Source organism: Ignavibacteriota bacterium, assembly GCA_016218045.1.
GTDB lineage: Bacteria > Bacteroidota > Ignavibacteria > SZUA-365 > SZUA-365 > JACRFB01.
The window spans coordinates 1-12427 of sequence record JACRFB010000057.1 but is presented as its reverse complement, the minus strand read 5'-3'; the positions used below and the strand labels follow the sequence as shown (position 1 = coordinate 12427).

The 12427-nt window shown below is 58.3% G+C and carries 9 protein-coding genes; 7 read left to right on the top strand and 2 right to left on the bottom strand.

Annotated features, from left to right (window positions below; translation table 11 throughout):
• Window positions 1-231 precede the first annotated feature (231 nt).
• On the bottom strand, window positions 232-897 hold the full coding sequence (locus tag HY962_14830) for a dihydrofolate reductase (GenBank protein MBI5648204.1): 666 nt from the start codon (window positions 895-897) through the stop codon (window positions 232-234).
• A gap of 628 nt (window positions 898-1525) precedes the next feature.
• Here HY962_14830 and HY962_14825 point away from each other — a divergent pair.
• From HY962_14825 to HY962_14795, 7 genes are all read left to right on the top strand, one after another.
• Window positions 1526-2710 (top strand): hypothetical protein, encoded by a 1185-nt coding sequence (locus HY962_14825; GenBank protein ID MBI5648203.1) that lies wholly within the window; start codon window positions 1526-1528, stop codon window positions 2708-2710.
• A gap of 79 nt (window positions 2711-2789) precedes the next feature.
• On the top strand, window positions 2790-3539 hold the full coding sequence (locus tag HY962_14820; protein ID MBI5648202.1) for a 4Fe-4S dicluster domain-containing protein: 750 nt from the start codon (window positions 2790-2792) through the stop codon (window positions 3537-3539).
• The gene (gene nrfD, locus HY962_14815; protein ID MBI5648201.1) at window positions 3539-4696 is read left to right on the top strand and encodes a polysulfide reductase NrfD; all 1158 of its coding nucleotides are present in this window, start codon (window positions 3539-3541) and stop codon (window positions 4694-4696) included. The genes HY962_14820 and nrfD overlap by 1 nt, the downstream gene beginning before the upstream one ends.
• A 166-nt stretch (window positions 4697-4862) precedes the next feature.
• The gene (locus HY962_14810; protein MBI5648200.1) at window positions 4863-6521 is read left to right on the top strand and encodes a hypothetical protein; all 1659 of its coding nucleotides are present in this window, start codon (window positions 4863-4865) and stop codon (window positions 6519-6521) included.
• A 287-nt stretch (window positions 6522-6808) separates the two neighbouring features.
• Window positions 6809-8068: a hypothetical protein gene (locus HY962_14805; protein ID MBI5648199.1), complete on the top strand. Its 1260-nt coding sequence runs from the start codon at window positions 6809-6811 to the stop codon at window positions 8066-8068.
• A 249-nt stretch (window positions 8069-8317) separates the two neighbouring features.
• Complete coding sequence (locus tag HY962_14800) at window positions 8318-8464, top strand: hypothetical protein (GenBank protein MBI5648198.1); 147 nt, start codon at window positions 8318-8320, stop codon at window positions 8462-8464.
• Window positions 8465-8593: 129 nt separating this feature from the next.
• The gene (locus HY962_14795; protein ID MBI5648197.1) at window positions 8594-10360 is read left to right on the top strand and encodes a hypothetical protein; all 1767 of its coding nucleotides are present in this window, start codon (window positions 8594-8596) and stop codon (window positions 10358-10360) included.
• Window positions 10361-10841: 481 nt separating this feature from the next.
• On the opposite strand, the gene HY962_14790 is transcribed toward HY962_14795, so the two are convergent.
• A complete protein-coding gene (locus HY962_14790) occupies window positions 10842-12224 on the bottom strand; it encodes a sodium:proton antiporter (protein MBI5648196.1) in 1383 nt (460 codons plus the stop codon).
• Window positions 12225-12427 lie beyond the last annotated feature (203 nt).

Sequence of the window (12427 nt, the reverse complement as noted above, 5' to 3'; positions counted from 1 at the left end):
ATGTTGAAAGTAGCAAGGTAGCAAAGTAGCAAGGTAAAAGAATCGGAGCGACAGTTCTTTTACTTTCCACCTTGCTACTTTCCACACTGAACGTAGCAAAGTATCAAAGTAGCAAAGTTGCAAAGTAGCAAGGTAAAAAAATCGGAGCGGCAGGTCTTTTACTTTCCACCTTTCCACTTTCCACTTTCCACTTTCTACTTTCTACTTTCCACTTTCCACATTAGGACGATATCACCTCGCTTCGCCTCCCTGCTCGCGTCGTGAAAAGAACAGATGCGTGGCGCGTTCGCCGGCGATGCTGCGGTCGCAGGTGTAGCTGAGGGTGTGGAGGTCGAGTCCGGTGAAGAGGTGTTCGCCCGCGCCGAGCAGGGCGGGGCTCAAGGCGAGGTGCATGTCGTCCACCAGGCCGGCGTGCAGATACTGGCGCAGCGTGGCGACACCGCCGCCGAGGCGCACATCCTTGCCGCCCGCGGCGTCCTTCGCCTGTTCCAACGCCTCGTGAATGCCGCCGGTGACGAAGTGAAATACCGTGCCACCGGCCATGGTGATCGGCGCGCGGGCGTGGTGGGTCAGCACAAACACGGGCGTGTGGTACGGCGGATCGTCTCCCCACCAGCCCTTCCAGCTCTCATCGGGCCAGGGACCGCGGACGGGACCGAACATGTTGCGTCCCATAATCGACGCACCGATGCCCTCGAAGCCCTGCGCGGCGATGCCGTCATCGACGCCCGTCTCACCGTCAGCGTTGCCGAACATTGCCCGGAAGGTGCGCGTGGGAAAGAACCAGTGCATCATCTCCTGGCCCCGCACACCCAGGGGATGCGCGCGGTCCTGCGAGTGACCGGCGCCGTAGCCGTCGATGGAGATTGCAAAACTTCTGACAACAAGTCGTGACATGTCGGACCTTTCTCAGGTGGGGGATGGGGCGATGTAACACGTGAGCACGTTGGAAGTAGTAGAAAGTAGCAAAGTGGAAAGTGGAAAGTAGAAAGTAGAAAGTTGCAAGTAGAAAGTGGAAGGTGGAAAAGTGGCACGTCGCGGGGGAGCTCTTCAATTTTCCACCTTACGCTTTTTCACTTTCCACTTTGCCACTTTTCACATTCCACTATCAATGAGGGATGGTTTATGAAAAATAATTGCGTGATAGAGATTACGTACTTGACTTTGTCAAACATCCGTCTATTTTCACACGAAACACGCACCATCACCGCTGCACCACCGCTCTCCCATCCCATGTTCCTCCCCGCATCAGAAAAGAACAGCCACCGTCGGCGACCGGCATGCCGGACCGACGCGGGAGCGCGCACCCTGCACTTTCCATCCGCACATACCTAGCGCAGCCGATCGCTTTTGCCGGGAAGCGCCAGTAGAGTGACTTCCACGGCCTCGTCGCCAGCGTCGTTGTACCTCCCATTCCTTCTGATCCCGACCGCGCCAGCAGCATGCGCCGCAGGCGTCCCGGTCCACTGGGCTTCATATAGAGTGCAGTACCGTTTCAGGATTCTCATCATCCAACGGGAAGCCCATGTGGAAAAACAGTCGTCACGCGGTTCTGATACTGTCTCTCACCGGCGCGGTGCTGGTGCTCGTCTTCTTCACGACGGGCCTGCTGCGCCCGGAGAGTTTCGGCAAACACGGCCACTTTCGATGGAACGCGCTGCAAGAAATCCGCGCGCAGGGTGTGGCACTCGCGGGCACAAAAACCTGCATCGGTTGTCATAAGGACGTGTGGCTCCTTCACGAGAAGGATGCGCATTACAACGTCCCGTGCGTGGATTGTCACGGCGCAAACGCGCGGCATGTTGCCTATCACAGGCGCGATCCCGGCTCCGACACGATCTCCGCGACAGGAGCGCGCATGCCCCGCGAATACACGCTGGAGGGCTGTCTCTTCTGCCACCGCCAGTTGAAGGCGCGGCCGAAGGATTTTCCGCAGGTGGATCCCCGCGCGCATTACACCTTCCTGCATGTCAACGATCCAACAACACCGTGCATCGCGTGTCACAATCCGCACGAACCGATCTTTCTGCTGGTCGAGGCCCGCAAGGCCCGTCTGCACCCGGTCGTGTCGCGGTGCACCGACTGCCACGAGACGCAGCCCGCGGGCGATGTGACCGAGGTGGCGGATCATCCCACCATTTTCCAATGTCGCGACTGTCACGGCGACATCGTGCGTTCCTTCGCGCAGCGCCCGCACGCGGGGAAAGTCGAATGCCGCACCTGCCATCTTTTTCATCTCGAGAATGAGCGGGCGGGACGGATGTATAAAAATGGCAACGCCATGTTCTGTCTGCTCTGTCACGAAAAGAAATCCTTCAAGGATCCTGACAATCCACCGAAGATATCCTGGCCCGCACACATCGGGCGTATTCCGTACGTGGACGCGGTGGATCAGCGGCTGTGCCTGGAATGCCATCGCGATCACATTCACGCGATGCGCAGTACCACGGTTGGAAGTCCACACCCTGCCGAATGGCGCACGGGACACAGGGCCTTCCTGATGACCCGGTACTCCGGACGGCTTGCCGACGCGCGGTGTAGCGACTGCCACACGGCACCGTTCTGTGCTGACTGCCACAAGACGCCCATGCCGCATCCGCAGGGTTTCGGCGAGGCCCATTCCGACGAGGTAACGAAACGCGGGATGCCCGTGTGCAGGACCTGCCATACCAGGGATTACTGCGGCACCTGCCACGACGCGCCATGGTGAACCCGTACCACTTTACCGTCTCACCGCATTGCCCAGGAGGCGAGATATGAGCGAACAGAGAACAGAGGGTGACAGCACGATGGACCGGCGACATTTTGTTCGCCTGGCTTTGGTGAGCGGCGCCGGAGTGCTCGCGGGCAGTCTCACGGTATACAGCGCACTGCCGCGGAGCACCGAGGTGCGCAGCGAGCAAGACCTGCAGAACTTCGACTGGGGCTACCTGATCGACACAACACGCTGCATCGGCTGCGGCGCCTGCGTGCGCGCATGCAAAGCCGAGAACGACGTGCCCGACACCTACTTCCGTACCTGGGTTGAACGATTCGAGATCAACGCCGACGACGTTGTTTCGGTGGATTCGCCCGACGGCGCCATGTCGAGCTTCACATCAAGGGACGGGGAAGACGCGCGGATAGTGAAAGCCTTCTTTGTGCCGAAACTCTGCAATCATTGCAGGAACAGCGCGTGCACACAAGTGTGTCCCGTTGGGGCGACTTTCCACTCGCCCGACGGCGTCGTGTTGATCGACAAGGAGCACTGCCTTGGGTGCGGCTACTGCGTGCAGGCATGCCCGTACGGATGCCGGTATATCGATCATTCACGGGGTACAGCGGACAAGTGCACCTTCTGTTATCACCGCATCCATCGCGGCGAATCGCCCGCCTGTGTTATGGCGTGTCCGCGCGGCGCGCGTGTATTCGGCAACCTCAAGGATCCCGAGAGTCCCATAATCCGGACGTTGCACGAGAGGCGCTACGGTATTCTGAAACCCGACCTCGGGACCAATCCCAAGTGTTTTTATGTCGGACTCGACATGGAGGTGAAGTGATGGATGCCGGCGCGGGATACGTGTTCCCAAACGAATTACACGTCACATGGACGGTGATGATCGTATTGTACCCGTATATCACAGGCATGGTGGCAGGAGCGTTCATCGTCTCATCGTTCTACCATGTGTTCGGCATGGAGAAGTTGCGGCCTATCGCCAAATACGCGCTCGTGTCGTCGTTCGCGTTCCTTCTGTTCGCCACGGTGCCGTTGCTGAACCATCTCGGGAAGCCCGAACGGGCGTTCAACATCCTTGTAACTCCCAATTTCTCGTCCGCCATGAGCGGATTCGGTTTCATCTATCTGTTCTACATGATCATCGTGTTTCTCGAAATCTGGTTCAGCTATCGAGTCACATTCATCCGCCGGCACGAGGCGGCGCGCGGGCTTGCCCGGCGTTTGTATTCGGTGCTCCTGCTCGGACAGACGCGCGATACCGAGGAGACGCGCGTGGTGGATCGCAAACTCGTGGTCTTTCTCGGGGGTCTCGGTATTCCCGTGGCGTGTGTACTGCACGGGTACGTCGGCTTCCTTTTCGGATCCATCAAGGCGAATCTGTGGTGGTCCACGCCGCTGATGTTCATCATCTTTATTTTTTCGGCCATCGTGTCGGGGCTCGCGGTGCTGATATTCCTGTATCTCATCATCCATTGGACCCGAAAACTTCCGGTAGCACAGGACTCGATCGATCTCATGGCGAAGTGGCTGTGGGGATTTATGATCATCGCCGTGGTACTCGAATTGATGGAAATCCTTTCCATCTCGTACGAACGCACCGAGAAGTGGGCCATTCTTGAGACGCTGATCAACGGCAAGCTCCGTGTCTCGTATGTGTATCTCCAAATCGGTCTGTTTTCACTGGTGCCGTTTTTTCTGCTTTCGGTCACGACGCTGGCGAAGCGCCTCGACACGCGCGTGAGAAACATCCTGATCTGGCTCTCGTCGGGCATGTTGTTGCTGCAGGTGCTTTTTATGCGATGGAATGTGGTGATAGGCGGGCAACTGCTTTCGAAGAGCATGCGGGGATTCACGGAATATTTTCCGGGAATCTTCGACAAAGAAGGTCTGCTTGTTTCGTTTCTGTTGATCATCGCCCCGTTTCTGCTGCTCAGGGTTTTCGACCAACTGTTCCCATTCTTCCAGAGGCACGAGACCTAGCCGTTATGTGTGACCGGTCGCGCAAAAACCGCGTGACATCTCGTTCCGGATACGCGCAATCAACAGTCACAGCACCTGCAACAGTGTCAGTACCTGCATCAGCGTCAGCACTTGAATGCGCACGCACCTCACACCTCTTTCACGTCACAGAGTCAGGAGCACGGTGATGACATCAGCAGATACAACCGCCGGGTTGGAAAAAATTCTCACAACTCTCGAGGCGCTCAATCATCGAGTCGCCGAAGTCGAACAACGGTTACACGTAACGGCGGACGGGGACACGTCTGTTTCCGCAATCCCCGTGGAGCGTGAAACCGAGGACGAGGACCGATTGGAGTTTCGCATCGGACAATTCTGGTTGGCCCGCGCGGGCATCGTCATGTTGATCACCGGCTGCGTGTTTTTGCTGACCCTGCCGTACGGCACGTCGGCCACCGCATTGCCAAGTCTGATCGGCACCGTCATCTCGGCGACACTGTACGGCCTCGCGCGCATTTGGCGCACTTCGCTGCGGCAATTTGCGGGCTATCTGCTCGGCGGCGCGCTCGCCGTGTTTTATTTCTCGGTTTTGCGCCTCGGGCATTTCACCCCCGTCCCGCTTGTCAGCAGCACGGTGGTCGAGGTCATTCTGCTCCTCGGCGCCTCCACCCTGTGTTTGTATTTGGCATGGCGGTCGGAGTCGGTGTATCTCACCGCGCTGAGTCTTGGCTTCGGCTATGTCACGGCCATCGTGAGCGACGTCCCATACGTGCAACTCCCGCTCATTCTCTGCACCGCGGTTCTGTCGGTGTGGATTTCGACACGGCGCTGGATGACACTCATCTGGTTCCCGGCCATGTGCACGTACGGCGCACATTTTATGTGGTTCCTGGGCAATCCCGTCATGGGCCACCCGCTGCAGCTTGTGACCGGGGCCGAAACGAATCTGATCTTCGCCTTGGCGTACATCGTCGTGTTCGCGGTGGGCACGTTGTGGGCGAGGAAGGAGGAAGACGGATCGGAGATGCTCTTCGCCACCGCCTTTTCCTTCATGAATGCGGCGATGGGTTTCGGCATGTTTGTCATCATCGTCGAATTGGGTGCCGCCGTCGGCAAGGCGCCGTTGTATCTGGCCGCGTCCATAGTACTTCTGGGCCTTGCGGTGATGTTCTGGGTGCGGCGACGCAGCATGTACTCCACTTTCCATTACGCGATGAGCGGATTCATTGCGATGAGTTGCGGCATCATCCACGCCGAACCCGTGCCCGATCTGTTCCTCTGGCTCGCGCTGCAGGGCATCCTGGTGCTGTCCGTAGCGGTGTGGTTTCGTTCGCGCATTATTGTCGTGGCGAACTACATCATCTTCGTGATGATGTTTGTCGGGTATTTGATTGTCGCGGAGGGTGTGACCGGGATCGGAATGGTGTTCGGCATCACGGCACTGCTGAGTGCGCGCATTCTGAATTGGCAGCGCGACCGTCTCGAATTGAGAACCGATGTGATGCGCGGTTCGTACCTCGTCGCCGGCGCTGTGATCATCCCGTTGTCGTTGTATTCCATGCTCCCGGCGCAGTATGTGGCCATGTCCTGGCTGTGTGTCGCGGCCGCGTATTACGGATTGAGCAAGGTGCTGCGGAACAAGAAATACCGGGTGATGGCTCTCGCGACGCTGCTGGCCACCGTGGCGTATGTGCTGCTCTTCACGATGTCGGGCGTGTCGATCGAATATCGGGTGCTCCTGTTTGTGCTCGTCGGCCTGGTACTGCTCGTCATTTCCGCGCTGTATTTCCGGGCAGCGCAGAATTCTAACCATTCTATGGACACTACCGCACGACCTGACGCATAGCAGGAAGGGGTGTTTCATGCGGCTTTGCGGGCTCTCCCGCCATTGAAACCGAGGGTTGCACGGATGTGAATCATTTATTAATTTAGACTACGTCTAAATAGTGGCGGTAGTCCGATACGTTTCGAACGTGGCGGCGACATTCCCCACTGATTCACACTGCTCCGCACCTCCTCCCTCCGCATTGTATGACCCTCCGTACATCAACACCCCGCAACACCTGTCCGCGTTATTTTCGAAGCGCCTTTCGTCGTACGTATCGCGGCGTCGCTCATATGGCCGGCAATGCCATGTGCACGACCGACACACGTTGTCCCCTGTCGGTACGGGTTTGTCTGGCGGCAGCGCTCCTTATATTCCAGACACTCGCCGCGCGAGCTATGGGAGGCGACGAGCCGGCCGCGACTCCGCCACGACTCACCGGTGCAGCCCGTCTCAATTATTTTGGATATTCGTGGCAGACAGCCCCGCGGCTGCGGAATGCGCTCGTGTTCGAGGAATTGACGCTTGGACTCGAGTGGCAGAGCGATCCAAGAATCTCCTTCGTCTGCGAGATGGAAGTTCGCGGGGCAGGGGCCGTCTCGACTGCAGATGTGGTGACGGGAAGCGGAAACTCGGGAATCGTCGCCGGGAACACGGCGCAAGGGCCCTCGCTGGCGATCGGTGAAATCGCCGTCACCGTTCGCCCCGCGTCGTGGCTGCACCTACGCGCGGGACATCTTGTACTACCGTTTGGACTGCTTCCCGGGAGAGACAAACCGCTGGAATATGCGACCATTTCCCCGTCCGCAGTAGAAGAGAACCTTCTCCCCGGAACCTGGCACGAGATCGGCGTGTATGCCGCAGCCGATCTGGGGCAATTCACCGTGCACGGCGCGGTGGTGAGCGGCCTCGACGCAGCCGGATTCAGCAGCCACGCGTGGATCCGCGACGGTCATCAGAGCGGAACCGGCAGTGTCCACGCGGCGAGCCTTGCCTACGTGTGCCGCGCTGAATGCCATATCCACGACAACCTGTCGGCGGGACTGAGTGTGTACTACGGCAAGGCGGGGTCGAGCAAGTCGGCATTGGCGCATAATACTGCCATCGACGTGGGTATAGCGGAAGCTGATGCCGAGATACAGCACGGTCCGTTGCGCCTTCGAGCGCTGCTTCTGTATGGAACACTGGAACACGCCGAGTCCCTCGCGGATACACGGCAACCCGAGCCCACTGCTGACAACAGTGTACCGGGGCGTGCCGCGGCCGGCGCGTACTGTGAGGTCTCGTATGATGTGCTTCCACACCTTTGCACCGGCGGCGCGGAGGAGACCTCGCTGGCGCATGCGCTGCGCCTTTTTGCGCGTGGTGAATATTATGACAGTGTTTTCCGAAGCATGACAGTGGCGCCCGACGATCCGCGCTGGTCTCGCCACGAGTTTGCCGCGGGATGCGCGCTACAACTTCTCGATGCCGCAGTCGTCAAACTCGAATATCGCCTCCGTCGGCTCGGTCTCGATTCCCGCAACACCGAGAATACGTTTGGAGTGGGATTGGGAGTACAGTTCTGACACCATCGTGCCATGTAGTGTTATAAAAGGAGACATTACTCCTTTTCACCTCTTGCATTTGATAAAAAAATCCGTATGTTCGCGGAAACGTCGGTATTGTGCGGCGCAGAGGCGTCGTCAGGCGGGAAACTGATCGATACACACGGTGTGACACGGCCGTCCGAGGTCCGTTGCGGTGCGCAGGCGCGGCGGCGGAACAGGCAGCCCGGTACTTCTGTACAACTCTCGAGAGGAGGGAGTGTGGACCCCATGATTATCTTTGGTGTGACAGTGGTGATCTTCCTGCTGTCATGCTCGATGCTGGTTGCGTTTCTTGTGTCACAAAAGCGGATGAATCGGGAGAAGCAGCGCCTCGAGGCCGCCAGGGCGGAGAGGGACAGGCCGCGCGGTTCGTAGACGACATGCTCCGCAGGGAGCCAGTCTTCATCCATTTCTGCATCAGGGAAGAAAAAAGCAGTTGCCGCTGGGTACGCGCTCCAGTACCTTCAATCCGTACCTTCTATCCGGATCAGCTTGGTGTGTGCCATGACACGTTTCATCGGGACCCTGGTATTCCTCGTGTTTTCCCTCGGCGTTCTGCGTGCCGAATCTCACACCCCGTACAAAGCTCTGGCGCGTATGCCGGTGAAGGAAGTGACGGTGTTCAAGGACGGCCACGCCTTCATGCTGCACAGCGGCAGGATGCCCGTGGACGACAAGGGCAACGTGGTGATGGACTATCTGCCCAATCCGGTGATCGGCACGTTCTGGCCCTTCTCCTCCGACAGCAGGGCCGCACTTTCGTCGGTTACAGCGAGCAGGCGCACGGTGCTGGTGGACCGTACCGCGCTGCAGCTCCGGGAACTGATCGAAGCAAACATCGGCGCCGAGGTGCTCGTGACCGAGACGGGTACACCCGCACCCACGCCATACAGGGCCACCATCATCGACGTGCCCGCGCAGAGCAGCGACGAACTTGAAGCGGCCGACGAGCCGTATTCCGGCGAGAAACTGACACGAAAAAGCGACATCGTGCTGCTAAAAACCAGCGGCGGCGTGAAGGCCGTACACATGGACCACATCCAGGACGTAAGTTTCACGGGCTCGTATAAGAAGGTGCTGCCGCGGGAAGAACTCCGCAATCTGCTCACATTACAACTCGACTGGGCCGGTGGCACAGTGCAGAAAGAGGCCAACGTCGGCCTGTTGTATCTGCAGCGCGGCATCCGGTGGATACCGCAGTACAAGGTGGTCATCGACGGGAAAGGGCAGGCACTGGTCACACTGCAGGCCACGCTGATCAACGAGATCGCCGATCTGCAGGACGTGACCGCACACCTTGTGATCGGTGTGCCGAACTTTGTGTTCAAGTCCACCAACGATCCCATCTCGCTGCAGCAGGCCGTGGCGCAGCTTTCGAGTCATTTCCGCCAGGAGTCGGAAACCGGCTACGGATTCTCGAACGCCCTCATGACACAGCAGGCCATGCCGATGGACGATATGCGGCGCAGGGATGGCGACGGTGGACGGGGTCCGGTGGATCTGGGTCCGGAGGTGGCGGAGTCCGGGAAAAACGAGGACCTCTACGTCTTCACCATCAAACACGTGACACTCGGAAAAGGGCAGCGGATGGTGTTTCCGATCGGCGAGTTCACGTTGAAGTACAAGGACGTGTACACCCTCGACATCCCCTTCGCACCACCGATGGAAGTGTGGCGTAATCTCGACGGCGGCAGGCAGGGTGAACTCGCCTCGCTGTTGAACGCGCCCAAGGTGCGGCACAAAATCCGGCTCTTCAACACAAGCGAGTATCCGCTGACCACCGCGCCGGCGTTGATCTTGCGCGACTCGCGTCTGCTTGCCCAGGGACTGATGACCTACGCAGCGGCGGGCGACAACACCGATCTCGAAATCACCATGGCGCTCGACATCCGCGTGAAAAAATCCGACAACGAGACGCGGCGAGTGCCGAACGCCTCCACCTTCCAGGGCGACCAATACGGGCGTGTGGATCTCGCGGGCAGTATCACACTCACGAGTTACCGCGACGACGCGGTGGAAGTGGAGGTGACACGGCATGTACTCGGCAATGTGGAGAGCGCGGGCAACAAGGGCAGGATCGAAATGGTGAACGTGTTCGAGGATGTATCCTACTCGAGCGGCCGCGGACCCATGCCCGCCTGGTGGGGCTGGTTCTCCTGGCCATGGTGGTGGCATCACTTCAACGGCGTGGGCCGCATAACCTGGACGGTATCACTTACCCCACAAAAACCGATGGAGCTGGGTTATACATGGAATTATTTCTGGAGATAATAATTGGTGAAGGGGTGAAGGGGTCAAGGGTAAAGAGGTAAAGGGAGAGAAGGTGGCTGCCGCTCTACTTTGCTGCTTTGCCACATCTCTACATCACGACAAAGCAACTGTGCCACCTTGCTACTTTATTACGGTGCAACCGGCCTACCCGCACTCCGTGGTTAAAACCGACGCCAAAAAAAATAAGGGCCAAGAACTAACCTCCCTGATTTTCTTGGTCCTTATCTATGTACCGAACGCCCTAGTCTCACATATACCGCCCTCCGTGACGGGTACAACATGAAGTTCGGTGCTGCTCAAAGATGGCATATGGAAGAGCGAATGGAAATACGTGGTACTACGTGTTTTTCCACATAATTTTCAGGGGTGACTCTAGGGCTGAAAAACAGCGTAATCTCGAATTTGCAGCAAAAAGGCGCCCCGGGAGTGGATTCCGGGGCGCCTTTGTCCGCTGCAGGAGCGGATCTTTAAATCGACGGGTTCAGCCCATAAAAAAGATCAGCCAGACGAGAATCAGAATGGGGAGCAGAACGGGAAGGGAGAAACGCACCATAAAGCCGAAAAACGACGGAACACGGGCGCCGTTCTGTTCGGCGATCGCCTTCACCATAAAGTTCGGCGCGTTGCCGATATAGGTCATCGCGCCAAAAAACACCGCCGCGACACTGATGGCGGTGATATGAATGCTATGCACCGCGAGCAGGTAGGCGATTTGAATTGTTGCGGCGGACGGCGCCGCGGCGCCATTCACAACACCGAAGCGGCTCTGAAGCATCGCGACGGTCTTCTGAATCTCCATCGGATACTGCGCAAGCTGCGCCGGTGTGGGAGCGGCGAAAATGGATTGTATCGCGGCGATGGACTCCGGCGCGACGAACAGCCCCACGGCGGCGCTGAGGAAATTGAGATAGGTGGGCGCGTTATCCAGCACTGCCGACAGCGTCCCCGTGCCCCAGTAGAACGATGCGGGTGAATGAATGCCGAGTGTGGTCGCATGAAGTTCCAGCCATTGCAGCGCCGGAACCATCGTGGCAAAAAGTCCGAGGAAAAGGAAGCCGACCTCCTTCACGGGATGGAAGTTGAAGCCGTTCGCCGCATGGATGTGGCGCCTGGTGGTGTAGAAAGATCCGGCCGCCGCGAGAATCATGATCAGTTCGCGCAGGAAGGGCGGATTCTGAATAAAGACAGCGACAAGAATCACAAGCAGGAAGCCGAGATTGTGCAGACCCTCGACTGCCACCGACTCGCCGAGCGCGGACTTTTCGTCTCGCACGTGTTTCGGAACCTTGTGATAGAAGCGGGAATCGATCACATAAAACACCGCGAGCAGCAGTCCCGTCGCGAGCAGCCACATCGGCCAGAGGTGTTCCGTCACCCAGAAAAAGGGGATGCCCTTCAGGTAGCCGAGGAAGAGCGGAGGATCACCGATGGGTGTAAGAGCGCCGCCGATATTGCTGACGAGAAAAATAAAAAACACCACATGGTAGGGATGCATGCGGTACTTGTTGTTGCGCAGCCATGGTCGGATCAGAATCATGGATGCGCCCGTGGTGCCGACAAAATTCGAGATCAGCGCGCCGAAGAGAAGCAGGAGAACGTTCGACACGGGAGTGGAATAGCCCCGCAGGCGAATAAACACGCCGCCGGAGACCACAAAGAGCGAGCCGACCAGACTGAGAAAGCCCACATACTCGATGCCCGAATGAATGATGGCTGTTGTGTCCTTCAGCAGAAACAGATAATACGACACGGTGATGGCGCCCAGCGTACAGGCCACGTGCGGGTAGTATTTCTCCCACCAGTGTTTCGCGAGGAAGGGCATGAGTGCGATCGCGAGCAGCAGAACCACGAAGGGGAGGATCATCCAGGGCGATGGCTCGCTCGTGCTTCCGTCCGCCGCGAGCCCCGTGCCAGAGAACACCGTGGTGAAAAGAATGATGGATGTCAGCAGGGTGCGGGTTTTCATTGGAAGTATCCGGCTGTGTCCCGCTGAAGATACGATATGAGACCGTCGGAGTCCATGTGGACGGGGGACGGGGGACGGGGGACGAGGGACGGGGGACGGGG